The organism is Bacillus sp. TSO22 (assembly GCF_020223595.1).
Taxonomy (GTDB): Bacteria; Bacillota; Bacilli; order Bacillales; family Bacillaceae; genus Bacillus; species Bacillus inaquosorum.
In genome coordinates this window covers 122,916-148,513 of record NZ_JAHAWO010000012.1, presented here as the reverse complement: position 1 = coordinate 148,513, position 25,598 = coordinate 122,916, and the positions used below count along the sequence as shown (strand labels likewise).

The following is a 25,598-nucleotide window of genomic DNA, read 5'->3' as shown; positions in this document are numbered from 1 at the left end:
GTGCGGGGATTGAAGCTGATTGAGCACTACGTGGCACTCGTAAAAACAGGAAGTGCTGCGTATGGGCAAATGAACGAAATGACGCTCACTGAAATGGCTGACAGTTTATTTTGTACAGAAAGAAATGCAAAGCTCATATTACATAAGCTGGAGAACAAGAATTGGATTATCCGGGAAAGCGGGGCGGGGCGCGGCCGTAAATCGAAAATCGCGTTTCTTCGCCAGCCGGAGGAGCTGCTTCTTCAAACTGCCAAGGAATATACAATGGCTGGAAAGCTTATAAAGGCAAAGGAACTGCTTCAGCAGTATCAATCCGCGTTTCCGGGGCTTCAAAACGAATATGACATGTGGTTTTCTGAGGTATTCGGCTTTGTGACAGAGACCGGCTGGGATGGAGAAAAGGATGTGCTCCGGCTGTTCATCACCCCTGGAGCTGTCAGCAGTTTGGACCCGTGCCAGATATTTTTGCGGTCTGAGGGGCACTTCGTCAAACAGATATTTGATACATTGCTCACATTAGATCCGGCTGTGCAGGAGCCGAAGCCTCATTTGGTTCATGGATGGGAAGAGGCGGGGAAAAAACGATGGAGATTTTTTCTTCGAAAGGGAGTGTCTTTTCATAACGGACAGCCGCTGACGGCGCGGGATGTTGCATTTACGTTTCAACGCTTTTTGGCACAGGCTGACAACCCGTATAAATGGCTGTTACACGGAGTGAAGCAAGTCTTAGAAAATGGCCCTTATTGTGTGGATCTCATACTCGATAAGCCAAATGAGCTATTGCCGTATGTTCTTTGTGATGAACGGCTGTCCATTCTGCCGGCAGAACAGGGCGGCGGGATCAATGGATCAGGGCCTTTTCGGGTGATTCAGCATCACCGCCAGATGCTGGTGCTTGAAGCCAATGAACACTACTTCAAAGGGCGGCCCTTTTTGGATCGCGTTGAGTTTGTGTTTTCGGAACAAGCCGGAGAGATGAACGGTTTTACCATTCAAGAAAAACAAACATGTCCTGAGCAGCAAATTGTTTTTGATGAAAGGCATGTTCAGTATTTGTCGCTCAATCTGAAAAAGAAGGGGCCTCTTCAGCATCGAAGCTTTAGAAAAGCGCTCCGCCTGCTGATTTCCTCTCAACGTCTTGTTCGTGAAGCGGGAGGGCACCGCAGAATCCCGGTTACGTCTTTTTTGCATCCGAATCTTTTAGATTGGGGCGGCGTTTCACCTTCTGAATTGCTGAAGCAAAGCGGGTACGAGGGAGAAACGCTGGTGCTGTATACCTTTTCGGAAACGGATCATCGTGAGGACGCCGAGTGGATTCAAAATGTTTGTGCCCAACAAGGTATCAGGCTAGCGCTTCAATTCTGTGATTCTGCTGATCTTCGCCGGCCCGAAATCGTGCAAATGGCGGATATCATTCATGACAGTGCGACGTTTTATCAAGACAGCGAGTTTGGTTTTCTGCATTTGTTGCTGTCGCAGAACAGTTTTTTGAGTCAGCACCTATCTGAAAAGCTGGAACAGATATGCTCAGAAATGTCAGAACGCATTTTTTCGACGCCTGACCGCTGTTCGAGAATCAATATGCTGCGGGATATTGACTGCCAGCTTATAAAGGAGTTCAATGCGATTCCGCTGTATCAAAATGTGCTGCAGGTGACATCAAGTGAAAATGTGAAAGGACTGATGCTTGATGAAGAGGGGTGGATTGATTTGTACTCCGTATGGCTGTCCAAATGAAAAAGAGGGTTCTTTTTTGAACCCTCTCCGTCCTTTATCACGCTGCCATGCTGCGGCATTGTTCAGCGCAGGCAAAGCAGGACTTCGCACATGCCTGGCAATGATCGTGGTCATGCTTTTCGCATTCAGTGCCGCACGCTTCACAAATATCGGCGCAAAGTGCGCAGATTTCTTTCATGAACGGGCTGTCTGTTTGCATGGCTTTGACTGCCAGCGCGCAAATATCCGCGCATTCCCTGTCAAGCCGGATACAGCCGCTGAGATCGTGATACGCGTTTTCTTCCAGGCATTTTGTAAAACAATGATTACAAGCCTCCATACAATCAATGCAAGCCTCAATACAAGCTTCTGAATTTTGCTCCATGGTTGATCCCCCTGTGTGGCAGTGTATAGTTTTATGTTTCCCGGCTTTATTTGAAAAAAACAGGTGAGTGCGTTTTTGGGTGAGGGGATATGTGGGTATTCACTGTGCAGGTATATTTAACGTTTCATCAAGAAGTATAGAAACCAGACAGCGTGATTTTGTTCATCACGGGCGGCGCGCGTAAAGATGCCTTTCGCTTTTAAGTTTGGGGTTTCCTCGGCCGCACGCAAGTAAAAGTCGGCTGTTTCTTGTTCATCTTTAAAAGCGGCGTCCAGCCCTCTCGTGAAAGTGTCCGGGCATTCCTCCGTCTGTTTTGGCATGATGTGTTTGCCGGTAATGGCACCGTACAGTGTGGAAAATTCACGGAGGTGGCGCATTTCGTCACGCCTGATTTCTTCAATCTGTTTTCTGACTCCATCGCGGCAGGTAAGTTCGGCAAGCTTGCGATAGCATTGAATCGCGCTGAATTCTCCGTTAATGGCCTTTTTTAAATTCCGAATCAAAACAGGATCTTCCCGGTATGACGCCGGATAGGGGTAGTAGCTGTAATACACGAGGGGTCAACTCCATTCCTAGGAATTGGGTTTTCGTAAAAGTATATGTAGGGCGGGGAGACATGTGCGGAGAAATTCAGCTTTTTATATGCGAAAAGGCCGTTTTTACCAATAGATCAGATTGGTCATTTTCGTCAACATTCGATAAAATATATAGAGATAAAAAGAGAGGGGTCTTCTAATTGGGAGCAGAGTTTTTAGTAGGCAGGTCCGGGAGTGGAAAAACGAAGCTGATCATCGACAGCATTCAGGATGAACTGCGCCGGGCTCCATTCGGGAAACCGATCATTTTTCTAGTCCCGGATCAAATGACGTTTTTAATGGAATACGAGCTTGCTAAAACGCCTGATATGGGCGGAATGATACGCGCTCAAGTGTTCAGCTTTTCACGATTGGCCTGGCGCGTCCTCCAGCATACGGGAGGCATGAGCAGGCCGTTTCTTACGAGCACAGGCGTACAGATGCTCCTGCGGAAGCTCATTGAGGAGCATAAACAGGAGTTTAAAGTCTATCAAAAAGCGAGTGACAAAAGCGGGTTTACCGCACAGGTAGAACGGATGCTGACAGAGTTTAAGCGCTACTGTCTGGAACCGGAAGACATCCGCCGGATGGCGGAAAGCGGAACGGCTTCCGAGTATCGCGGAGAACGTATTTTATCTGAGAAGCTTCATGATTTATCGATTTTATATCAACAGATGGAAAAAAGCCTTGCAGGTCAATACCTTCACTCTGAGGATTATTTAACATTGCTGGCAGAGCATGTTCCGCTTGCAGAAGATGTAAAAGGCGCGCATATCTATGTGGACGGCTTTTATCAGTTTACACCGCAGGAATTCAGGGTGTTGGAGCAGCTTATGGTTCATGCAGAGCACATCACGTTTTCGCTGACAGCGGACAAGCCGTCATATGAGCGGGAGCCGCATGAACTGGAATTGTTCAGAATGACGGGAAAAACCTATTACCGCCTGCACCAAAAGGCGAAGGAACTGAATCTGGACATTACGTATAAAGAGCTAAGCGGGACTGAACGGCATACGCGCACACCGGAATTGGCACATTTAGAGGCGCAGTATGAAGCGCGTCCAGCCGTTCCGTACGCAGAAAAACAAGAGGCCTTTACTGTGATGCAGGCCGCAAACAGACGAGCTGAGCTGGAAGGCATTGCCCGGGAAATTCACGCTCTTGTCAGAGAGAAGGGCTATCGCTATAAGGATGTAGCGATTCTTGCGCGCCAGCCGGAAGACTACAAAGATATGGTGAAGGAAGTTTTCGCAGATTACGAGATTCCTTATTTCATTGACGGAAAAGCATCTATGCTGAACCATCCGTTAATCGAATTTATCCGCTCGAGCCTAGATGTTCTGAAAGGGAATTGGCGTTATGAAGCGGTGTTTCGCTGCGTGAAAACCGAACTGCTATTCCCGCTTAACGAGCCGAAGACTAAGGTGAGAGAACAGGTCGATCAGCTTGAAAATTACTGTATCGCCTACGGGATCAAAGGTGACCGCTGGACAAAGGGCGACCGTTTCCATTACAGACGTTTTGTGTCATTGGATGATGATTTTGCGCAGACCGACCAGGAAATCGAAATGGAAAACATGCTGAATGACACACGCGACTGGATTGTTCCTCCGCTTTTTCAGCTCCAGAAACGAATGAAAAAAGCAAAGACGGTTCAGGAGAAGGCGGAGGCGCTCTACCGCTATCTAGAAGAGACGGATGTGCCGCTGAAGCTGGATCAGGAAAGACAGCGTGCAGAGGAAGACGGCAGAATCATTGAAGCACAGCAGCATCAGCAGGCGTGGGATGCAGTCATTCAGCTGCTTGAGGAGTTTGTTGAAATGATGGGGGATGATGAGATTTCTCTTGAGTTGTTTCAGCAAATGATGGAAGCCGGCGCAGAGTCGCTTACATTTTCTCTTATTCCGCCTGCGCTTGACCAGGTGTTTGTCGGCAATATGGATTTGTCCAGAATGTATGGCACCTCCTGTACCTTTGTGCTGGGGGCAAACGACGGCGTTCTGCCGGCGCGCCCAGATGAAAACGGAGTGCTGTCGGATGATGACCGGGAATGGCTGAAAACGGTTGGGGTTGAGCTTTCCTCAGGCGGGCGGGAGCGTCTGCTTGATGAGCATTTCCTCATCTATATGGCGTTTTCCAGTCCGTCTGACCGGCTGTACGTATCGTATCCGATTGCTGATGCGGAAGGAAAAACGCTTCTGCCGTCGATTGTCATTAAGCGGCTGGAAGAACTGTTTCCGCAGCATAAGGAGCGCCTGTTGACAAATGAACCTGAGCAGGTCAGCGATGAGGAACAGCTGATGTATGTCGTCAATAAAAGCGTGGCACAGTCCTTTACCGCGAGCCAGCTCAGGTTATGGACTCGGGAATACGACATCAGCGACGTCTGGTGGAGCACGTACAATGTGCTGATGAGTGAGCCGAACAGGCTGCAATCGAAAAAGTTATTCTCAAGCCTGTTTTTCCGGAATGAAGTGAAGCAGCTTGAACGCAGCGTGTCGAGACAGCTCTATGGTGAACGCATTCAGGGCAGTGTATCGAGAATGGAAACCTTTAACGCGTGCCCGTTCTCCCATTTTGCGTCACACGGGCTGCATCTGAAGGAACGGCAATTTTTCAAGCTCGAAGCACCGGATATCGGCCAGCTGTTTCATTCCAGCTTAAAGCTGATTTCAGACCGGCTGCGCGAGCAAAAAATGGATTGGCGCGATTTAACGAAAGAGCAGTGCGAGCTGTTCTCCCATGATGCGGTAGAGCGGCTGGCGCCGAAACTGCAAAAGGAAATTTTGCTCAGCTCAAACCGGCATTATTATGTGAAGGAAAAACTGCAAAAAATTGTGACACGCGTGTCCGGCATTTTAAGCGAGCATGCGAAAGCGAGCGGTTTCGTGCCGATCGGGCTTGAACTGGGCTTTGGAGGAAAAGGGCCGCTTCCGCCGCTGACCTTTAAGCTGAAAAACGGCTGCACGATGGAGCTCGTCGGGCGAATTGACCGCGTAGATAAAGCGGAAAGCTCAAAAGGCCTGCTTCTAAGGATTGTCGATTATAAATCAAGCGACAAAGGCCTTGACTTAGCGGAAGTATATTACGGACTGGCGCTGCAAATGCTGACGTACCTTGATTTATCAATTACTCATTCAGCCGACTGGCTCGGAATGAGAGCGACGCCGGCCGGAGTGCTGTATTTCCATATTCATGACCCGATGATTCAATCTAACCTCCCGCTTGGGCTTGACGAGATCGAACAGGAGATCTTTAAGAAATTTAAGATGAAGGGCCTGCTCCTCGGCGATCAGGAAGCGGTTCGCCTCATGGATACAACCCTTCAAGAGGGACGGTCAAATATCATCAACGCCGGCTTGAAGAAAGACGGCTCTCTCAGATCGGATTCAGCTGCAGTCGGCGAAAAGGAATTTGAGCTGCTGACGAAGCATGTGCGCCGCTCCTTCCAAGAAGCAGGCGAACAAATCACCGACGGACGCGTATCGATTGAGCCTTATAAAATGAAGAACAAGACGCCGTGCACATACTGTGCGTTCAAATCAGTATGCCAATTTGATGAATCATTAGAAGAAAACGAGTATCGCCCGTTAAAGGCTGAAAAGGACAAGACGATACTTGAGTGGATAAAAAAGGAGGCGGATGGCAATGAACATTCCTAAACCGGCAGACAGCACATGGACAGATGACCAATGGAATGCCATTGTTTCAACCGGCCAGGATATTCTTGTGGCAGCGGCGGCGGGCTCCGGTAAAACCGCTGTGCTCGTTGAACGAATGATCCAGAAAATTACCGCAGAAGAAAACCCGATTGATGTAGACCGGCTTCTCGTTGTGACATTTACAAACGCCTCAGCGGCAGAGATGAAACACCGGATCGCGGATGCCCTGGAAAAAGAGCTTGTAAAGCGCCCCGGCTCGCTGCATATCAGACGCCAGCTGTCTCTTTTAAACCGGGCCAGCATTTCGACACTTCATTCCTTTTGCCTGCAAGTGCTGAAGAAATATTACTACTTGATCGATCTTGATCCGGGCTTTCGGATTGCTGATCAGACAGAAGGCGAGCTACTTGGGGATGAAGTGCTGGACGAGCTGTTTGAAGACGAATACGCGAAGGGTGAAAAGGCGTTTTTTGAGCTTGTTGACCGCTACACGACAGATCGGCACGATTTGGATCTGCAATTTCTCGTCAAACAGGTGTACGAGTATTCCCGTTCTCACCCAAACCCGGAGGCGTGGCTGGAAAGCTTTGTTCACTTATATGATGTATCGGAAAAGAGCGCAATCGAGGAGCTTCCGTTTTATCAATATGTCAAAGAGGATATTGCGATGGTGCTTAACGGAGCGAAGGAGAAGCTGCAGCGCGCGCTTGAGCTGACGAAAGCGCCGGGCGGCCCCGCGCCGCGCGCTGACAATTTTCTTGATGATCTTGCGCAGATTGATGAACTGATTCAGCATCAGGACGATTTCACTGAGCTTTATAAGCGGGTGCCCGCAGTCTCTTTTAAGCGCGCGAAAGCAGTAAAAGGGGACGAGTTTGATCCTGCGCTCCTTGAAGAAGCGACGGATTTGAGAAACGGCGCAAAAAAACTGCTCGAAAAGCTCAAAACCGACTACTTTACGAGAAGTCCTGAACAGCATTTGAAAAGCTTAGCCGACATGAAGCCTGTTATTGAAACACTCGTACAGCTTGTCATTAGCTACGGAAAACGGTTCGAAGCCGCGAAGCAGGAAAAATCAATCATTGATTTTTCAGATTTGGAGCATTACTGTTTATCCATTTTGACAGCTGAGAATGACAAAGGCGAACTGGAGCCGAGCGAGGCAGCAAGATTTTATCAGGAGCAGTTTCATGAGGTGCTCGTTGACGAATATCAGGATACCAACCTAGTGCAGGAATCGATCCTGCAGCTCGTCACAAGCGGACCGGAGGAGACCGGCAACCTGTTTATGGTAGGAGATGTCAAACAGTCGATTTATCGATTCAGGCTTGCAGAGCCGCTTCTTTTCCTCTCCAAATACAAACGGTTTACAGAGAGCGGAGAAGGCACGGGACGGAAAATCGACCTGAATAAGAATTTCCGAAGCCGGGCTGATATTTTAGATAGCACAAACTTTTTATTTAAACAGCTGATGGGCGGCAAAATCGGTGAGGTTGATTATGACGAGCAGGCTGAGCTGAAGCTTGGTGCGGCGTACCCGGACAATGATGAGACGGAAACAGAGCTGCTGCTGATCGACAACTCAGAAGAGACGGATGCAGGCGAGGAAGCAGAAGAGCTGGAAACGGTGCAGTTCGAGGCGAAAGCGATCGCTAAGGAAATTCGTAAGTTGATTTCATCGCCATTTAAGGTGTATGACGGAAAAACGAAAACACACCGCAATATTCAATACCGCGATATCGTGATATTGTTACGTTCCATGCCGTGGGCGCCGCAAATCATGGAGGAGCTGAGAGCACAGGGCATACCGGTTTACGCCAATTTAACGTCAGGCTATTTTGAAGCAGTCGAAGTCGCCGTCGCGCTTTCTGTGCTGAAGGTGATCGATAACCCGTATCAGGATATACCGCTTGCCTCTGTTCTGCGCTCACCGATTGTCGGAGCAGATGAAAACGAGCTGTCTTTGATCCGGCTTGAAAATACAAAAGCGCCGTACTATGAAGCGATGAAAGACTACTTGGCTGCCGGCGACCGGAACGACGAGCTTTATCAAAAGCTGCAAACGTTCTACGGACATCTGCAAAAATGGCGTGCGTTTTCGAAAAACCACTCAGTATCTGAGCTGATTTGGGAAGTGTACCGCGATACAAAATACATGGATTATGTCGGCGGGATGCCGGGCGGAAAACAGCGCCAGGCCAATTTGCGCGTTCTCTATGACCGGGCGCGCCAATATGAATCGACGGCATTTCGCGGCCTGTTCCGTTTCCTGCGGTTTATCGAACGCATGCAGGAGCGGGGTGATGATCTTGGAACGGCGAGAGCGCTCAGCGAGCAGGAGGATGTTGTCCGCTTAATGACGATCCACAGCAGCAAAGGGCTTGAATTTCCAGTCGTGTTTGCAGCGGGTCTCGGACGGAACTTCAACATGATGGACTTGAACAAATCGTACCTGCTGGACAAGGAGCTCGGGTTTGGCACGAAGTTTATTCATCCGCAATTGCGCATCAGCTATCCGACGCTTCCGCTCATTGCCATGAAGAAAAAAATGCGCAGGGAGCTATTGTCAGAGGAATTGCGTGTTCTCTATGTCGCATTAACGAGAGCGAAGGAAAAGCTGTTTCTGATTGGCTCGTGCAAGGATCATCAGAAACAGCTCGCAAAATGGCAGGCAACTGCGTCCCAAACTGACTGGCTTCTCCCGGAATTTGACCGCTATCAGGCAAAAACCTATTTAGATTTCATCGGGCCGGCTCTTGCCAGACACAGAGATTTGGAGGCTTTGGCTGAAAACGGTGCGGCAGCGCATGCTGACATATCAGGCCACCCGGCTCGTTTTGCCGTTCAAATGATCCATTCCTATGATTTGCTGGATGATGATCTGGAAGAAAGATTGGAAGAAAAAAGCGAGCGCCTAGAAGCGATCCGCCGAGGTGAACCAGTTCCCGGCCCGTTTGCGTTTGATGAGAAAGCCCGGGAGCAGCTAAGCTGGACATATCCGCATCATGAGGTGACGCAAATTCGCACAAAGCAGTCAGTTTCTGAGATCAAGAGAAAAAGAGAGTACGAGGATGAATACAGCGGCAGGGCCCCCGTTAAACCGACAGATGGAAGCATTCTGTACAGGCGTCCCGCTTTTATGATGAAAAAAGGTTTGACAGCGGCGGAAAAAGGGACGGCCATGCATACGGTTATGCAGCATATCCCGCTCACACATGTGCCGACAAAAGAAGAAGCGGAGCAGACGGTTCACAAGCTTTATGAAAAAGAGCTGCTCACTGAAGAACAAAAAGCCGCTATTGATATAGAAGAAATCGTTCAATTTTTCCATACAGAAATCGGCGGACGGCTGATCGGCGCTAAATGGAAGGACCGGGAAGTGCCATTCAGTTTAGCGCTTCCGGCTAAGGAGATCTATCCTGATGCACAGGAGGCTGATGAGCCGCTATTAGTGCAGGGAATCATCGACTGTCTCTATGAAACTGAGGACGGTTTATATCTCTTGGACTATAAATCAGACCGGATTGAGGGCAAATTCCAGCACGGCTTTGAAGGAGCGGCCCCGATCTTGAAAAAACGATACGAAACGCAAATTCAGCTGTACACGAAGGCAGTTGAGCAAATTGCAAAAACACAGGTAAAGGGATGTGCGCTTTATTTCTTTGACGGAGGGCACATTCTGACATTATAGCGAGATCCGTAAGCTCCGGGAATTCAGGCGGAGCGGATCTCGTTTTCTATACAAAAGAGAGGTGAAAGCATTTGCGGATTTTACATACGGCTGACTGGCATCTTGGAAAAACACTTGAAGGAAGAAGCAGGCTGAGTGAACAGGCCGATGTGCTTGATGAACTGAATACGATTGTAAAGGAAGAGCAGATCGATGCCATTATAATGGCGGGAGACGCGTTTGACACCGTGAACCCGCCGGCTTTAGCCGAGCAGCTGTTTTATGAAAGCTTGTCTGCGCTCAGTGACAGGGGGAAGCGCCCGATTGTTATCATTGCCGGAAACCATGATAATCCTGACCGTTTGTCCGCCGCTTCACCGCTAACACATGAAAACGGCATTTATTTAATCGGCTATCCGACAACAGAACCGCTTCATATTGAAGTGCCTTCAACTGGGGAGCTTTTGGCTGTCGGAGCACTGGCGTACCCATCTGAAGCGCGGTTAAATGAAGTGCTTTCCGATACATTTGATGAAAAGCTGCTCCGTGATCATTATGACGTGAAAATCAGGCAGGCGTTTGAACATATGACAAGCCGGTTCCGCAAAGACGCAGTGAAGGTTGCCGCCAGCCATATTTATGTCGCAGGCGGAAACCAAACGGATTCAGAGCGGCCAATTGAAGTCGGCGGCGCTTATACGGTGGCTGCTGAAAGCCTGCCGGCGGGTGCGGCTTACGTGGCGCTCGGCCATTTGCATCGCCCGCAAACGATCAAGCGGGCGCGGACCCTTGCGCGTTATTCAGGATCTCCGCTCGCCTACAGCTTTTCTGAAGCGGGCTACGCCAAATCAGTGACAATCGTGGACGCAAAACCGGGGGAAGAGGCCTCTTGGAATGAGGTTTTATTATCAAGCGGCAAGCCTCTTGTGAAGTGGAAAGCGGCAAATGGCTTAAGCGAGGTGTACAGCTGGCTGGATGAAGGCAGAGATCAGAATGCCTGGATTGACCTTGAAATTCGTGTGGCGGACCAGCTGTCACTTGAAGAAATTCATAGGCTGAGGAAGGCGCACCCGGGCTTTATCCATATCAGGCCGGTTTATGAAGAACAGAACAAAGACCGGGAACGGATCGAGGTTAAGCATGTGTCGATCGAGGACCGCTTTAAGAAATTTTATGAAAAACAAACTGGCGGCGCGGTGCCGGATGAAGAAATGGTGAAGCTGTTTTTAGAGCTTGCATCAGGCGTTGAAGAGGAGGATGCGAAATGAAGCCGATCGCCTTAAGCATTAAGGGGCTCCACAGCTTTAGAGAGGAGCAGACGATAGATTTTGAAGGCCTTTCCGGTGCCGGTGTTTTCGGCATTTTCGGCCCGACAGGAAGCGGTAAATCCTCCATCCTCGACGCAATGACGCTTGCTTTATACGGAAAGGTGGAGCGGGCGGCGAATAATACGCACGGGATCTTAAACCATGCGGAAGATACGCTGTCTGTTTCCTTTACCTTTGCGCTTCAGACGAATCATCAAATCTCTTACAAAGTCGAGCGCGTGTTTAAGAGAACCGATGAAATGAAGGTGAAAACGGCACTCTGCCGCTTTATCGAAATCAAGGATGAGCATACGGTGCTGGCTGATAAAGCCAGCGAAGTGAATAAAAGAGTGGAGGAGCTCTTGGGGCTGACGATCGACGACTTTACGAGAGCGGTGGTCCTGCCGCAAGGGAAATTTGCTGAATTTCTGTCTTTAAAAGGGGCGGAGCGCAGACATATGCTTCAGCGTTTATTTAATTTGGAGCAGTATGGAGACCGGCTTGTGAAAAAGCTGAGACGGCAGGCGCAGGAAGCCAATGCGAGAAAAAATGAAATGCTTGCTGAACAGTCCGGTCTCGGGGAGGCGAGCTCGGAAGCGGTTGAGCAGGCAGAACAGGCTCTCGAACAAGCTGAAGCCCGGCTGGAAGCGATGAAGAAGAATCGTGATCAGGCAAAGGAGCGGTTTACGGAGCATCAGGAGATTTGGAATGTCCAAAAGGAAAAATCCGCTTACGAAGAAGAGAAAAAACGTCTCGAAGAGGAACAGCCGCACGTAGACAGCTTGCAAAAGCGCCTGCTGGAAGCAGAAACAGCCGCCGCTCTGAAGCCCTATGCGGACCGATACGCAGAAGCGATTCAGCATGAGGAGAAAGCTGAAAAGGAACAATCGCTTGCTCAAAAGGAGTTAGCAGACCGGACAGGTTTCTTTCATCAAAAACATGAAGAGTATGAAGAGTGGCGCCGGCATAAAAGCGAGAAGGAGCCTGAGCTTTTAACTGAGCAGGAACAGCTTTCCCGATTGCAGGAGATCGAAATCAAACTGAGCGAGGCCAAGCAAGAGGAAGCTCGCAAAAAGGCTGAACTCCAGCAGAAAGAAGAAGCTCTTCAATCTGTCATGAATGAATTGGAGACTGTAACAGACCGTCTGACACGGGGACAAAACAGACAGACGGAATTAAAGCAGCAGCTTAAATCCCTGCAGGTGACATCTGATGAGCGAAAAAGCTGTCAGCAGGCCGCAGAAATGGCATCGCGCATCAGACAAACTGAGGAGCAAATCACAAAAGAGCAAAAACGAAGTGACGCATTGAATCTTGCGTTGCAGAAGATGCATGAGGAGAAGAACACACTCGTTCAAAAGATGGAAGCTGAAAAAAACAACATCATTCAGGCATATGAGGCTGTACAAACCGTGTACCATTTGGTATGCGAGACGGAACGGTCATTAACACATATGACTGACCAGGCTAGAAAAAGACAACACGAGCTTCACTCGCAGCGTGAAAAAGCAAGGGTGGCACTGCTGACAAAAGAGTTAGCCGAAAAGCTGACCGCCGGACAACCTTGTCCAGTCTGCGGCTCAACCCATCATGATCCATCGGCCTCAGCACATGAAACATATGAGCTAGACAGCAATCTTGAAGAGGACATCAAACAGACAGATGTGTTGCTGACGGAAGCGGCAGCTCTCAGCCAGGAGATTCTTTCAGCTAAAATCACTCTTGAAGAACAGTCCGCGCGCTTTATTGAACAGTGTCCGTTTTTGCAAACGATTCAAGCGCAGAACCTTGAAGCAGCAGCTTCTTACGAAAATCTGCCGGTGCATGATGCATTCGATCATGCCAACATTGAATGGAAACGAGTCAAACAGGACATTCTTTCTGTTAAAACACGAATGGCACAAATGATCAGTGCCTATCAGGAGTCTTTAAAAAAAGCCGAGCAGCTTAATGAAAAAATCGGTTTTGAAAAAAGAGAGGCTGACCGCATTGAAAACATCATCGCCGAGCTTCAGGCCTCAATGGACAGCCGCCTGAACATGTTTAAAGAAGCATTTCAGGATCAAGCTGTGGATAAAGCGGAAAAATGGCAGCAAGCCATTGAAGAAAAAGACCGGGCTGCAGAAGAATGCGAGAAACGAATTGAGCGCAGCATCGCATTTCTTGCTGAGCATGAAGCACAAAAGGAAAAGCTGCGGGAGTCAGGGCATCAGCTTGAGCGTGAAAAGCTGGAGCTTCATTATGCGGCTGAACGCATCAAGAGCGTGATAGCGGATTATGAGCACGAACTCGGAGATTACGCAAAAGGAAATTCGATTGAAATCAAACTCCGCTCTGTCCAGCAGAATCTAAAGCTGTTAAAGGAAAAAGAGCAATCTCTATATGAAGAACTGCAAGGCGCCCAGATGAAACTCAATCAGGCGAAAAGCCGCGCTTCAGCAAGCGAGCTCACCCTGCAGGAGGCGAAGGGCAGATTGGAAAAAGCGGAAGCCGATTGGCTTGAGCATGCGAAAAGCACCCGCTTTACCCGGACTGAAGAGGTGGAGCAAAGTCTCATTCCAGCCGATGAGCTTGAAAAGATGAAAGCCAGCATAGACCAGTTTATGGATAAACTGAAGCAAAATGCTGCAAACTTAAAACGTGTAGCAGAGATACTTGCCGGCAGAGCCTTATCAGAGAGCGAATGGAGCGAAACCGTTACGGCATTACAAGAAGCAGAGGACGCATTTGGCGCTGCTATAGAGGAAAAAGGCGCGGCAGCGAAAGCACTTGCCGTCATTCGCGATCATCATAAACGGTTTAACGAAATTGAAGCTGAACTGAAAAAATGGCAAACACATATCGACAGGCTGGACAAGCTGCAAGCTGTGTTTAAAGGCAATACCTTCGTCGAATTTTTAGCTGAGGAGCAGCTTGAAAGCGTTGCGCGGGACGCATCAGCAAGACTTGGCATGCTGACGAGACAGCGCTATGCCATTGAAGTGGATTCAGAAGGCGGATTCGTGATGCGGGATGACGCGAATGGGGGCGTCAAACGCCCGGTATCCAGCTTGTCTGGGGGAGAGACCTTCCTCACCTCGCTTTCTCTCGCTCTTGCGCTGTCTGCGCAGATCCAGCTTCGCGGAGAATACCCGCTCCAGTTCTTTTTCTTAGATGAAGGGTTCGGCACCCTCGATCAAGATCTGCTGGATACGGTTGTGACAGCCTTGGAAAAACTGCAGTCAGACAATCTGTCTGTCGGTGTCATCAGCCATGTGCAGGAGCTTCGGGCGCGGCTTCCGAAAAAGCTGATCGTCCATCCAGCTGAACCGAGCGGCCGCGGTACACGGGTATCACTTGAGTTGATGTAAGGGAGGACCGAATATGGCAAAGCAGACTGCCGGAATATGTGAGCTGTGCGGCCGAAGCGATGTCCAGCTGACAGAGCACCATCTCACACCGAAGGAAGAAGGCGGAACGTTCCTGCCGACAGCGATGCTCTGTATTCCTTGCCATAAACAGATTCATGCCTTATATACAAATCAAGAGCTTGCGGTTCGCTTAAACGGAATAGATGAACTCAGAAGCGATCCGCAGCTTGCCCGGTTTGTCAAATGGATCAGAAAACAGCCGCCTGAGAAGCTGATCAAAACAAAGAAATCAAATGAACGAAAAAAGAAAAAATGACCAAAAAGCAGCCCTCTCTTTGCAGAGCGGCTGCTTTTATCCATTTCCAACCATATCCTGATCACTGACATCGGGGTCTATATAATTTGTCGCGTTGATTGCATTGTTTAATAGAAGGAAATCTCCCGTGTTTCCTGCTCCCGAACCGAGCGCAGATTTTGAAGAGCTTTTCGGAGAAAGGTAAAAGGAATCACCAAAGTTTACGACTCCGCCCGATATGGAATTGATAGCTATAGGCCCGACAATTGCTGGCATAAACGACACCCTTTATCGAAGTCTCTGTTTATTATATGCTCTTGGCGGGCGATTGTGAGCGCGGTGACTGAATCTGTCTAATATGTTTGATTCTCGCATCGCCGCGGACATGCGAAGCCGCCCCCGCATGAAAAACAGAAGAGGATGAGACCCCTTGAATTTTGATGCTGCGTACATGAATGACCGGCACTTCGTGGCAAAATGCGCTTTGTACACCTGTTTCGGGAATCGGCTTCACTGCCTGCTGCTGAAAGATCTGGTACTCCTTTCTGTTAAATGAACCTTCATTTTCATAAAACGTTGAAAGCGAGCGCTGAACAGCCAGTACTTTTATCTTCATATCGATTTCGTTTGTATCGCCAACTTGAAACACACTTGATATTCCAAGAGAGTTAAATTTAATCAGTCTGATGCGGGAAATACGCTTAAGCATTATTTGACGGCAGCGGAGCAAACGGCCCGATGATAAGAGATTCAGGCGGCGTATCGAAAATAGAAGAAAGATAGATAGATTCAGTGTCTCCGATGTGGAAAACAGAGGAGCTGGATACACCATTCATCCGGATATCCCCGACTTCCAGGTTGCGGTTGATGACTGTAAAGATCATGCTTGCTCATCTCCTTTCATTTCGGATGGGATATGTTCAAGAAAATGTTCTACAGCACGGATCACGTCACGCTTCACATGCTCAGCGATATGTTCTGCATATTGTTTAGGCGGTGTGTTTTCTTCTTTTTTGATATGGGACATATAATAGTGAATCCGGCTGTCCATTTGTTTTCTGATGTCTTCAATGACATGATGCCTGTTTGTATCGTCAAGCCTGCTGTCATACTGATTTTCAAGCTGCTCCAGCACATTTGGGATTTCCTCGGTTAAGTACATGTCGACATTCTGGCGGATCTGCTGCATGAGCTGGGCGCTCTCTTCCTGCTGCATCATCCCGATTTCAGGTGCCGTTTGGCTGACTTCAAAATTTTGGACGCTGTTCGGGTCTGTCGGATTTAAACCGATATTCAATGTCCCGTCGAGCCTTTCGATTTTCAGCTGATCAAATTTATACTCCACACGCTCAATGGTAGTGGCCGGCCGCTGTTTCATCGTATTCATTTCAGCTTGAATCTCTTTCAGCTGCCGTTCGAGCTGCTGAATATGAAGCGCCTGCTGCTGAACGAAGGAATTCAAGTTTTGCAAGTAAGAGGAAACAGATTGATCATACATGTTCTTTCACCTCTTTCATATGATTAACGACCAGGAGGCTGGAGCGGGACCAATGTTCCTGTATCGGGCTCATCTAATTCAACTGGCTCCCCCTGAGCGGAAACTTCGGGGGCCGCTTCTACATAGCTGCCAGTATTGTACAGGTTAGAAAGCGATTTAATGGACCCGGCGCTTCCGATTTGCAGAATGGAGGAGTTGCTGATTGATTCCAGCCGGAGATAGTTAATTTGAATGGTTTGATTAATATAAAAGTTCATGAAGCACACTCCTTTACGCATTCCCTACGATCGGCTGATCAACTGCATCGTTGTCATACACATTCGTCGCGTTTTTGTAATTCATCACCTTCAGGCTGTCACCGGTATTAAAACTGCCCGCACCGGCAAACGTTCTGACCTCGGCCTGAGGAGAAATCGTAATACAGTCCCCGATGTGAATGACTCCGCTCGTACCAATCGCATTAATTTTAAACGCTCCGACAATGGCCGGCATACGAGCACATCCTTTGTTGAAATATTGAAAAAAGGCAGGTAAAGTATAAATAGAATTTGATTTTAATTGGGCTATTCACGATAGCTTATGACAAACGCACATATGTGTGAGAGAAATTTAGAGGGGGCATATCGGCTTCAAATGTAAGCGATCGCATTTTTTGGACCGTTATGTTTAAACATTTCAAAAGCGGGTATTGAATAAACTGAGCGGAAAAGCGGCGATGGATGCCGCTATCCGCCTGCGTGATTTTTGTTTCAGTTTCTATGGTGTTTTTGCGTGTGGGAAATGCTTTTTGGAGTATGTCGTGCTGCGGTATCCGTTTTTGGGCGGGCACATTCTCGCCCTGAGGTATATCCCTGAAGTGCTGAGCAAAAAGCGGAGTTACATGTGGTGTATTCAAATCGTTATAGAAAATGATTCACATACGGGAGTTTTCAGGATATCCCCCAAAAATCATTTCTTCTTTAATTCGGCTGTTCAGCAGACTGTCCAGCTTTTGGCTGCATTGAATCGTCTCCTTTGAATTCATGCCGTATTTTTGTGCTGTTTCAATTAGTGTGATTCTCATTTCTTCAATTTTACTGTTCATTACACGATCTCCAATTCTAGAATTTTATTTTGATAAATACAGGATATCGTTAGTATAACCTATTTTTGCTGAAAAGGTTGCCTTTCGTCAATTTGACTGAAAAAGCGACAATTTTTGTTGCGCTTTTTTATGGAAGAAAGGACTATAGTCTTGCTAAGTGTGCTTGCAAAAAGTCCTGCCGCTCCTCTATTTCTCTAAGTATATTTGTCTGCTCCTTTTCGAATTGCAAGGGGCTTTTTTTTATGAATGGATCATCATCAGCCCTTTGACAAATGTCAAGATGCCAATCTCTGATGAAAGGAGACAATCGTTCAATTGTAAACGACCGATTCAGCACGTTTTTCATTAACGTGTGATATTGCGACCGGAAGGCGGGAATGGAAAGAAGCCTTGACGAGAGCGTCTGCCCTTTAGTCAGCAGAGGGTCTTCGTCAGATCTTCCGTGTGCGGCAAGCGATCTGGTCTCTATCGGGGAAACGTGAAGCCGGCCGGATTCGTTTAAACACAATGTGTAATAAAAGCCTTGATTGGTGCAGGCGCTGCCGATCAGCCACAGAAAAAACAGTTTGACATCCAAATACATTTTAATGCGCTCAGCTAATTCGTCATCTCCAGCTGTACGGATCAGCATGAGAAATTCATGTAAGAACGCGGCAGATCCATCTTTGAAAACGGACAGCGGAACCCTCGGATCGGCGGTCTTCACTTGGTAACCTGCCCTATCGGCTAGCAGATGGTTCTTGATGCTCAAATAAATGCCTTCTGGCTGGCCATTGATGGTCAGAAAGCTGTACGAGGCAGCGGGAGCAGGAACGCCGATCTGATCAAAAAAACAATAGGCGAGCCTGCGCCGCATCAATGACGGGTCATCCTGTTCCGCATTCAAAAAAAGTGTGTTTTCACCAAGCAGAGACTTCTCCCAGCTGATTTCATAGGATGCCTTTTCCGCTCTGTCACGCTGTGTGAGAAGAATGGGAGAAACTGATCGGTCTGTCACCAAAAGCCCCTTGGCAGCTCCTTTTCTATTCAGCTGCTGCCGATGAAAAAATAAGTGTATGTTCTCCATATTCTTTCCTCCTCCTCAAAACGCCATTTGTATGATATGTGCAGCAAGCCCGTCCTGAAACGAAATGAAAACGGACACGAGAAAAAGGGATTTCAGTATTCGACAGAGAATACATGAAGGAGCATTCTGATTTAAAAGATGATGGAGGAATAACATGAAATTTGCGACAGGGGAACTTTACAACCGAATATTTGTCGGCCTGATCATTGATGATGATAAAATTATGGATTTGCAAAAGGCTGAAAAAAAACTGTTTGAACTTGAGACGATTCCGGGATCGCTGATTGAATGTATCGCAGAAGGGGATAAATTCGTTGCGCATGCAAGGCAACTGGCAGAGTGGGCAAAGAAACCGAATGATGAGCTGGGATCATTTATTTATTCATTATCTGAGGTGAAGCTTCATGCACCTATTCCTAAGCCGTCAAAAAATGTCATCTGCATCGGCAAAAACTACAGGGACCACGCGATTGAAATGGGAAGCGAGGCTGACATTCCGGAGCATCCGATGGTGTTTACAAAATCGCCAGTAACGGTTACAGGGCATGGTGATATTGTAAACAGCCATGAAGAGGTCACCTCTCAGCTCGATTATGAAGGAGAGCTTGCTGTCGTCATCGGAAAAAGCGGCACTCGCATATCAAAAGAAGACGCATATGACCATATTTTCGGATATACGATTGTGAATGATATCACGGCGCGTGATCTGCAAAAAAGGCATAAGCAGTTTTTTATCGGAAAAAGCCTGGATACGACATGTCCGATGGGACCCGTGCTTGTACATAAATCATTGATTCAGGAGCCTGGGCGCCTCAAGGTTGAAACGAGAGTCAACGGCGAGCTGCGCCAATCGGGATCGGCGAGCGATATGATCTTTTCCATTCCAGAATTAATTGAAACCCTCTCAAAGGGGATGACGCTTGAAGCGGGAGACATCATTGCAACCGGTACGCCATCCGGTGTCGGAAAGGGATTTAATCCGCCAAAATTCTTGCGGTCAGGTGACAAAATCGACATTACGATTGACCCGATCGGAACGCTGTCAAACCAAATCGGCTGAATCAAACAGGAGGGCGGACTCGGACCCGCCCGTTTTTTCTGAGTCTATCTTTGTGGCAGAGGACAAGTTCATGGTACTATAAGTGGGGTAATTTATCTGATAGGGGGAACATATATGACACACCTACATATTACAACATGGGTGGTAGCGCTGATTCTGCTTTTCGTCAGCTACTCGCTGTATTCGTCACAAAGTGCGAAGGGCGCAAAAATCACTCATATGATTCTGCGGTTATTCTATATCCTTATTATTTTGACAGGAGCTGAGCTGTTTGTCCGTTTCGCCAACTGGAACGGAGAATACGCCGGAAAAATGATTCTTGGCATTATCACCATCGGCCTGATGGAAATGCTCCTCATCCGCAAGAAAAAAGACAAATCAACCGGAGGCTTATGGATCGGCTTCGTCATTGTACTTGTGCTGACAGTGCTGCTCGGCCTGCATTTGCCAATCGGTTTTCGATTGTTTTAATAGAAAAACGCAAACCCGGCTCTATGATAGAGTCGGGTTTTTGTATATTTCCCTCCTTATATTCCAAATCATTTAAAATAACCTTAAAATTCCCTGTAAGCGGTATCTCGTCCTATGAAATTATGATACCTTCAAGTAGATTCATTATTTTGCAGGAGGGATATCATGAAACGCAAAAAATTCAGCTCGTTTGTGGCGGCAGTGCTTATTTTTGCACTGATCTTCAGCCTTTTTTCTCCGGGAACCAAAGCGGTAGCTGCCGGTGCGATCGATCAGGCGGCGGCTCTGGAAAACGGCAAAGAACAGACAGGCACCATGAAGGAACCGGAACAGGTGAAATGGTACAAAGTGACTCCGGGAAAAGGGGATATTCAGAATCATTCACATATGGCATTGACCGTAAAGAGTGATTCAGCACTGAATGTATCTGTATATCCAAGTATGGAAAAAGCGCTTAAAGATGAAACGTTTGAGATGTATCGTTCTTACACAGCGGAGGATGGAAAAAGCGAAATCAATTTTCCATACGCGTGGAGCGGCCCTTACTATGTAAAAGTTGAATATCTAGGTGAAGAAGAACCAGAGGACGGCGGAACGGCAGAAGCAGCTGCGGAAGCCAAGTATACGATTGGATATAAAGGCACCAAAAAGCAGCCGTCAGATTTAGAAGAGGAAGAAGCTTGTCCGGTGGAAATGAGTGTCGATCAAAAAAAATCGGGAAAAGGCATCCTGGACAAGCTGAGAGCGATTCGTGATGAGCAGCTGAGCCAAACAGCAGAAGGCAAAGAGCTGACTAGCCTTTACTACAAAGCGGCGCCGTTTATCGTGGCAAAGCTCGCACTCAATAAAACAGCGAGAAATGAAATTTATCAGGATCTTGTGACATTAAAGCCATTGTTTGATGATGTGTCAGAAAACGGTGCGTCGTCTTCATATAAGATTACTGAAAAGGATCAAAAAGCAATAAACCGGCTATACGATAAAGCTTTACAGGCAGTCCCGTCTTTCCTTAAAGAGGAGATAAAGAAACAGGCGGAACGATTAAATATCAAGCAGCTGCAAGGCAAAACAGCAGGAGCAGTGTTAACAGAAAACAATATTGCGGCAAAAAGTGAAGTTCAGACAAAAAAGGTCATTTTCAAGGTGAAAGACAATAAAAGCCTCTCGTCAGTACATAACGAAATGAAGGGCTTTTCTGCAAGCGCGCAATCGAAAAAAGACATTTCTAATGTGAAAAAGGCAAAGAAACTGTTTGACAATCTCTACTCATTTGAACTGCCGAAAGATGAGAAACAAAACGGCACATACACAGCAAGCGCAAAACGGGTGAAAAGCGCTGCTGCGACATTATCCAAGATGTCTAACGTAGAGTTTGCAGAACCTGTACAGGAATACAAAAGCCTGTCAAAGGATATTCAGTACCCGTACCAATGGCCGCTTAAAAACAATGGTGATAACGGCGGAATTGAAAATGCGGATGTGAAATACGAGCCTGCCAGCACATTTTTGTCTAAACGTAAGCTGAACGATACATTAATTGCGGTAGTAGACACAGGTGTGGACAGCACGCTTGCTGATTTAAAAGGAAAAGTAAGAACCGATCTCGGGCGTAATTTTGTCGGACGGAATAACAACGCAATGGATGACCAGGGGCATGGGACGCACGTCGCCGGCATTATTGCTGCACAAAGCGATAACGGTTATTCAATGACTGGTTTGAACGCCAAAGCGAAAATTATCCCGGTAAAAGTGCTTGATTCCACAGGAGCCGGAGATACTGAACAAATTGCTCTCGGCATCAAATATGCTGCTGATAAAGGAGCAAAGGTGATTAATTTAAGCTTAGGCGGAGGCTACAGCCGCGTGATTGAATTTGCTTTGAAATACGCTGCTGACAAAAATGTCTTAATTGCCGCAGCCAGCGGGAATGACGGAGCCAATTTCTTATCGTATCCTGCTTCATCTAAATATGTGATGTCAGTCGGAGCAACGAACCGCATGGATATGACCGCGGATTTCTCTAACTATGGAAAAGGTCTGGATATCTCTGCTCCAGGGTCTGATATCCCGAGCTTAGTGCCGAACGGGAATGTCACGTACATGAGCGGAACATCCATGGCGACGCCATATGCTGCCGCTGCTGCAGGATTGCTGTTTGCTCAAAACCCTAAGCTGAAAAGAACAGAAGCAGAGGATATTTTGAAAAAGACGGCGGACGATATTTCCTTTGAAAGCGTCGATGGCGAGGAAGAGGAATTGTATGACGATAATGGCGATCCGATTGATATTCCAAAGACGCCTGGAGTAGACTGGCATTCAGGCTACGGGCGGCTGAATGTCATGAAGGCTGTCAGCGCAGCTGATGTACAGCTCAAGGTCAACAAGCTTGAAAGCACACAAACAGCCGTCAGAGGAAGTGCGAAGGAAGGCACGCTGATCGAGGTGATGAACGGCAAGAAAAAACTCGGCAGCGCCAAAGCCGGAAAAGACAGTAAGTTCAAGGTCAATATCCCGACTCAAAAACAAGATCAAGTCTTGTATGTGAAAGCAACAAAAGGCGATGCGAAAACATCTTATAAAGTTGTCGTCGTCAAAGGAAAACCTTCCGGAACACCGAAAGTAAATGCTGTGAAAACGAAAGATACGGCAGTGAAAGGGAAGGCGAACAGCAAGGCAATGATCAGAGTGAAAAACAAATCAAAGAAAGTCATTGCTTCTGCCAAAGCTGACGCGAAAGGAACGTTCACGGTGAAAATCAAAAAACAAAAAGCCGGAACGGTGCTTTACGTCACGGCTGCTGATACAGACAAAAAAGAAAGCAAGGATGTAAAAGTTGTTGTTGAAAAGTAATCAAAAAGCGGTGCCTTCCTGCACCGCTTTTTTTATTTGCGCCCCCGCTGGACCGCTGAATACATAATGGATCGCTTTCCATTTGAAGCCGTCCATTCGAATCGGTCTCCCGTCCCTTCGCTGCTGTAGTGATGCTGCACCGCGCATTGGGCGGTGTCATTTGAAAAGTGATAAAAAGAAACACCCTGCTCCTCCGAAATATTCGAAAAAACGCCTTTATTATAAGAAAACACACAATCGAATACCGATAAGCCGAAGCTGTGCAAGTGCTGCAAAAATGCGAGAAAGGTTTCGTCATCAAGCGAATCTAAAAGCGCCATGAGCGGCCGCTTGACTGATTTTTCATAGCGGATGCGTTCTCCGCCGGAAAGGGTGATGTTTTCTTCACCGCATGCCAGAATCAATTGATCCTGAAAGCCGGCCTGCTCCCACTTTCCTTTATGCTGTATCCAGATTGGGCTGTGATGGAGACTGTCCGCCAGCAGTATATCGCCTTCCTCGTTTTCGATTAAACAGATGCCGTCTTCGATGAGGATGGTGCCGTACTCCCACTTTCGTTCCTCTGTATATATCAATTGTTTCCGTTTCATACATGCTGTCTCCTTTTTCTTCTTTCCTCTCCTTTCTATCCAATTCAAGCCTGTCCCATACAACTCTTTTATGGACAAATCAACTATCTGCCTATAGATGCATAAACTTACTAAGGTGCTGAAAGAAACGAAATTGTTACGAAAGAAACGGGATTGGAGCTGATATCACATGTGTGGAATTACGGGTTGGGTCGATTTTAAAAAGCAGCTCGTCCAGGAAAAACAAACGATCAACAGAATGACAGACACTCTTTCCAAACGGGGGCCTGATGATTCTAACGTTTGGGGAGAGCATCATGTTTTATTCGGACATAAAAGGCTTGCGGTCGTTGATATAGAAGGCGGGCGCCAGCCGATGGCATGCACCTTTAAAGGAAATACGTACACCATTATTTATAATGGCGAGCTGTATAACACGGAAGATCTGCGCAAAGAATTGCGGGCGCGGGGCCATCAGTTCGAGCGGACATCAGATACCGAGGTGCTGCTGCACAGCTACATTGAATGGCAGGAAGACTGTGTAGACCATCTCAATGGCATATTTGCTTTTGCTGTGTGGGATGAAAAGCGCGATCTGCTGTTTGCGGCGAGAGACCGTCTCGGTGTGAAGCCGTTTTTTTATACGAAGCAAGGCTCTTCTTTTCTCTTCGGGTCGGAAATCAAAGCGATCCTTGCACACCCTGATATAAAAGCGCGGGTGGACAGAACAGGACTTTCTGAAATTTTCGGGCTTGGGCCGTCCAGAACCCCGGGCACCGGCGTATTTAAAGGCATAAAAGAAGTCCGGCCGGCCCATGCGCTGACGTTTTCTAAAGACGGGCTGAATATTTGGCGTTATTGGAATGTCCAAAGCGAAAAACATACGGATGGCTTTGGTGATACTGTTGCCAATGTCAGATCGTTGTTTCAGGATGCGGTGACGCGGCAGCTTGTGTCGGATGTGCCGGTTTGCACATTCCTATCAGGCGGACTGGACTCAAGCGCCATTACTGCGATCGCGGCAGGCCATTTTGAAAAGGAAGGGAAAGCGCCGCTTCATACTTATTCGATTGATTACGAAGAGAACGATAAATTTTTTCAAGCGAGTGCCTTTCAGCCCAATGATGACGGACCATGGATTGAAAAAATGACAGAGGCCTTCGGCACGACGCACCACAAATGCGTGATCAGCCAAAAAGATCTCGTCGATCATTTGGAGGAAGCCGTGCTGGTCAAAGACTTGCCTGGTATGGCTGATGTCGACTCGTCTCTGCTGTGGTTTTGCCGGGAAATCAAAAAGGACTTTGTCGTCAGCCTGTCGGGAGAGTGCGCGGATGAGATTTTCGGCGGGTATCCGTGGTTCCATATGGCAGACGTTGAGTCGGGCTTCCCATGGATGAGGTCAACGGAGGAGCGGATCAAGCTGCTTTCTGATTCGTGGCAGAACAAATTGAATCTCAAAGAATACGTAAATGCCAAATATGAAGAAACCTTGGCAGAAACGCCATTATTAGACGGAGAAACGGGTGTGGACAAAGCAAGAAGACAGCTGTTCTATTTAAATATGCTTTGGTTTATGACGAATCTTTTGGATCGCAAGGACCGGATGAGCATGGGGGCGAGCCTTGAAGTGCGGGTGCCGTTCGCCGATCACCGGCTCGTGGAATATGTCTGGAATATCCCGTGGGAAATGAAAATGCATGACAACCGGGAGAAAGGCATTTTCCGTAAAGCGCTCGAGGGCATTTTGCCTGATGACATCCTGTATCGCAAAAAAAGCCCGTATCCGAAAACACACCACCCGGAATATACAAAAGGCGTCAGCGAATGGCTGAAAACGATCAGAAGCCAAAAGGACTCCGTGCTCCATACCCTGCTCGATAGAAAACAATTGGATCAGCTCTTAGAAACGGAAGGCTCCTCCTTCAAGGTTCCATGGTACGGGCAGCTCATGAAGGGGCCTCAGCTGATCGCCCACCTTGCTCAAATTCATACATGGTTTGAAGCGTATCGCATTGATATTGATGAGGGATAAAGAAA

General features: G+C 47.7%; 21 protein-coding genes. 10 read left to right on the top strand and 11 right to left on the bottom strand.

The features are described from left to right. Window positions 1-9 precede the first annotated feature (9 nt). A complete protein-coding gene (locus KHQ79_RS14730) occupies window positions 10-1,737 on the top strand; it encodes an SgrR family transcriptional regulator (protein WP_225515805.1) in 1,728 nt (575 codons plus the stop codon). Between the two features lie 37 nt (window positions 1,738-1,774). Here the strand turns inward: KHQ79_RS14730 and KHQ79_RS14725 are convergent, their stop codons facing one another. Then, complete coding sequence (locus tag KHQ79_RS14725; protein ID WP_044427326.1) at window positions 1,775-2,101, bottom strand: four-helix bundle copper-binding protein; 327 nt, start codon at window positions 2,099-2,101, stop codon at window positions 1,775-1,777. A gap of 116 nt (window positions 2,102-2,217) precedes the next feature. After that, the gene (locus KHQ79_RS14720; RefSeq protein WP_225515803.1) at window positions 2,218-2,655 is read right to left on the bottom strand and encodes a ferritin family protein; all 438 of its coding nucleotides are present in this window, start codon (window positions 2,653-2,655) and stop codon (window positions 2,218-2,220) included. A gap of 182 nt (window positions 2,656-2,837) precedes the next feature. Here KHQ79_RS14720 and addB point away from each other — a divergent pair, with 182 nt between their 5' ends. The 5 genes from addB to hlpB all read left to right on the top strand — a co-directional run bounded on the left by addB (window position 2,838) and on the right by hlpB (window position 14,981). Then, entirely contained in the window at window positions 2,838-6,338 is a 3,501-nt protein-coding gene (gene addB, locus KHQ79_RS14715) for a helicase-exonuclease AddAB subunit AddB (RefSeq protein ID WP_225515801.1), read from the top strand. Further along, window positions 6,325-10,029, top strand: coding sequence for a helicase-exonuclease AddAB subunit AddA (addA, locus tag KHQ79_RS14710; protein ID WP_225515799.1), 3,705 nt, complete (start codon window positions 6,325-6,327; stop codon window positions 10,027-10,029). Before addB ends, addA begins: the two co-directional genes overlap by 14 nt. 71 nt (window positions 10,030-10,100) lie before the next feature. After that, window positions 10,101-11,276, top strand: a complete 1,176-nt coding sequence (sbcD, locus tag KHQ79_RS14705) for an exonuclease subunit SbcD (RefSeq protein ID WP_044427338.1) — start codon at window positions 10,101-10,103, stop codon at window positions 11,274-11,276. Beyond that, window positions 11,273-14,665, top strand: coding sequence for an exonuclease subunit SbcC (sbcC, locus tag KHQ79_RS14700; protein WP_225515797.1), 3,393 nt, complete (start codon window positions 11,273-11,275; stop codon window positions 14,663-14,665). The genes sbcD and sbcC overlap by 4 nt, the downstream gene beginning before the upstream one ends. A 13-nt stretch (window positions 14,666-14,678) precedes the next feature. Next, window positions 14,679-14,981 (top strand): HNH nuclease-like protein HlpB, encoded by a 303-nt coding sequence (hlpB, locus tag KHQ79_RS14695; protein WP_044427342.1) that lies wholly within the window; start codon window positions 14,679-14,681, stop codon window positions 14,979-14,981. Window positions 14,982-15,017: 36 nt separating this feature from the next. Here the strand turns inward: hlpB and KHQ79_RS14690 are convergent, their stop codons facing one another. From KHQ79_RS14690 to KHQ79_RS14655, 8 genes are all read right to left on the bottom strand, one after another. Then, on the bottom strand, window positions 15,018-15,236 hold the full coding sequence (locus KHQ79_RS14690; RefSeq protein WP_003239412.1) for a spore germination protein: 219 nt from the start codon (window positions 15,234-15,236) through the stop codon (window positions 15,018-15,020). 31 nt (window positions 15,237-15,267) lie between these two features. Next, the gene (locus tag KHQ79_RS14685) at window positions 15,268-15,669 is read right to left on the bottom strand and encodes a spore germination protein GerPE (RefSeq protein ID WP_032732143.1); all 402 of its coding nucleotides are present in this window, start codon (window positions 15,667-15,669) and stop codon (window positions 15,268-15,270) included. Then, the gene (gene gerPD, locus KHQ79_RS14680) at window positions 15,662-15,844 is read right to left on the bottom strand and encodes a spore germination protein GerPD (RefSeq protein WP_019258000.1); all 183 of its coding nucleotides are present in this window, start codon (window positions 15,842-15,844) and stop codon (window positions 15,662-15,664) included. The genes KHQ79_RS14685 and gerPD overlap by 8 nt, the downstream gene beginning before the upstream one ends. Next, entirely contained in the window at window positions 15,841-16,458 is a 618-nt protein-coding gene (gene gerPC / locus KHQ79_RS14675) for a spore germination protein GerPC (protein WP_060398332.1), read from the bottom strand. Before gerPC ends, gerPD begins: the two co-directional genes overlap by 4 nt. Window positions 16,459-16,481: 23 nt before the next feature. Next, complete coding sequence (locus tag KHQ79_RS14670) at window positions 16,482-16,715, bottom strand: spore germination protein GerPB (RefSeq protein ID WP_003239410.1); 234 nt, start codon at window positions 16,713-16,715, stop codon at window positions 16,482-16,484. A gap of 13 nt (window positions 16,716-16,728) precedes the next feature. Then, entirely contained in the window at window positions 16,729-16,950 is a 222-nt protein-coding gene (locus KHQ79_RS14665; RefSeq protein ID WP_003239409.1) for a spore germination protein, read from the bottom strand. Window positions 16,951-17,371: 421 nt separating this feature from the next. After that, window positions 17,372-17,542, bottom strand: coding sequence for an aspartyl-phosphate phosphatase Spo0E family protein (locus KHQ79_RS14660; protein ID WP_003239407.1), 171 nt, complete (start codon window positions 17,540-17,542; stop codon window positions 17,372-17,374). A 142-nt stretch (window positions 17,543-17,684) separates the two neighbouring features. Further along, complete coding sequence (locus KHQ79_RS14655; RefSeq protein WP_225515795.1) at window positions 17,685-18,608, bottom strand: CotH kinase family protein; 924 nt, start codon at window positions 18,606-18,608, stop codon at window positions 17,685-17,687. Window positions 18,609-18,762: 154 nt separating this feature from the next. On the opposite strand from KHQ79_RS14655, the gene KHQ79_RS14650 reads away from it, so the two are divergent. The 3 genes from KHQ79_RS14650 (at window position 18,763) to wprA (ending at window position 22,989) form a co-directional block, all read left to right on the top strand. Next, entirely contained in the window at window positions 18,763-19,668 is a 906-nt protein-coding gene (locus KHQ79_RS14650; RefSeq protein ID WP_019258003.1) for a fumarylacetoacetate hydrolase family protein, read from the top strand. A gap of 114 nt (window positions 19,669-19,782) precedes the next feature. Continuing rightward, complete coding sequence (locus KHQ79_RS14645; RefSeq protein ID WP_003239401.1) at window positions 19,783-20,139, top strand: YisL family protein; 357 nt, start codon at window positions 19,783-19,785, stop codon at window positions 20,137-20,139. A 165-nt stretch (window positions 20,140-20,304) separates the two neighbouring features. Continuing rightward, window positions 20,305-22,989 (top strand): cell wall-associated protease WprA, encoded by a 2,685-nt coding sequence (gene wprA / locus KHQ79_RS14640; RefSeq protein ID WP_225515793.1) that lies wholly within the window; start codon window positions 20,305-20,307, stop codon window positions 22,987-22,989. A gap of 32 nt (window positions 22,990-23,021) precedes the next feature. On the opposite strand, the gene KHQ79_RS14635 is transcribed toward wprA, so the two are convergent. Then, the gene (locus KHQ79_RS14635) at window positions 23,022-23,579 is read right to left on the bottom strand and encodes a DUF2777 domain-containing protein (protein ID WP_019258005.1); all 558 of its coding nucleotides are present in this window, start codon (window positions 23,577-23,579) and stop codon (window positions 23,022-23,024) included. 169 nt (window positions 23,580-23,748) lie between these two features. Here KHQ79_RS14635 and asnB point away from each other — a divergent pair, with 169 nt between their 5' ends. Further along, on the top strand, window positions 23,749-25,593 hold the full coding sequence (asnB, locus tag KHQ79_RS14630) for an asparagine synthase (glutamine-hydrolyzing) (RefSeq protein WP_225515791.1): 1,845 nt from the start codon (window positions 23,749-23,751) through the stop codon (window positions 25,591-25,593). Window positions 25,594-25,598 lie beyond the last annotated feature (5 nt).

Bases quoted from the DNA above. Each gene is read 5' to 3' on its own strand.
- KHQ79_RS14725 (WP_044427326.1), bottom strand. From the start codon at position 2,101: ATGGAGCAAAATTCAGAAGCTTGTATTGAGGCTTGCATTGATTGTATG.
- addA (WP_225515799.1), top strand. From the start codon at position 6,325: ATGAACATTCCTAAACCGGCAGACAGCACATGGACAGATGACCAATGG.
- sbcC (WP_225515797.1), top strand. From the start codon at position 11,273: ATGAAGCCGATCGCCTTAAGCATTAAGGGGCTCCACAGCTTTAGAGAG.
- hlpB (WP_044427342.1), top strand. From the start codon at position 14,679: ATGGCAAAGCAGACTGCCGGAATATGTGAGCTGTGCGGCCGAAGCGAT.
- KHQ79_RS14690 (WP_003239412.1), bottom strand. From the start codon at position 15,236: ATGCCAGCAATTGTCGGGCCTATAGCTATCAATTCCATATCGGGCGGA.
- KHQ79_RS14685 (WP_032732143.1), bottom strand. From the start codon at position 15,669: ATGCTTAAGCGTATTTCCCGCATCAGACTGATTAAATTTAACTCTCTT.
- gerPD (WP_019258000.1), bottom strand. From the start codon at position 15,844: ATGATCTTTACAGTCATCAACCGCAACCTGGAAGTCGGGGATATCCGG.
- gerPC (WP_060398332.1), bottom strand. From the start codon at position 16,458: ATGTATGATCAATCTGTTTCCTCTTACTTGCAAAACTTGAATTCCTTC.
- KHQ79_RS14670 (WP_003239410.1), bottom strand. From the start codon at position 16,715: ATGAACTTTTATATTAATCAAACCATTCAAATTAACTATCTCCGGCTG.
- KHQ79_RS14665 (WP_003239409.1), bottom strand. From the start codon at position 16,950: ATGCCGGCCATTGTCGGAGCGTTTAAAATTAATGCGATTGGTACGAGC.
- KHQ79_RS14660 (WP_003239407.1), bottom strand. From the start codon at position 17,542: ATGAACAGTAAAATTGAAGAAATGAGAATCACACTAATTGAAACAGCA.
- KHQ79_RS14655 (WP_225515795.1), bottom strand. From the start codon at position 18,608: ATGGAGAACATACACTTATTTTTTCATCGGCAGCAGCTGAATAGAAAA.
- KHQ79_RS14650 (WP_019258003.1), top strand. From the start codon at position 18,763: ATGAAATTTGCGACAGGGGAACTTTACAACCGAATATTTGTCGGCCTG.
- KHQ79_RS14645 (WP_003239401.1), top strand. From the start codon at position 19,783: ATGACACACCTACATATTACAACATGGGTGGTAGCGCTGATTCTGCTT.
- wprA (WP_225515793.1), top strand. From the start codon at position 20,305: ATGAAACGCAAAAAATTCAGCTCGTTTGTGGCGGCAGTGCTTATTTTT.
- KHQ79_RS14635 (WP_019258005.1), bottom strand. From the start codon at position 23,579: ATGAAACGGAAACAATTGATATATACAGAGGAACGAAAGTGGGAGTAC.
- asnB (WP_225515791.1), top strand. From the start codon at position 23,749: ATGTGTGGAATTACGGGTTGGGTCGATTTTAAAAAGCAGCTCGTCCAG.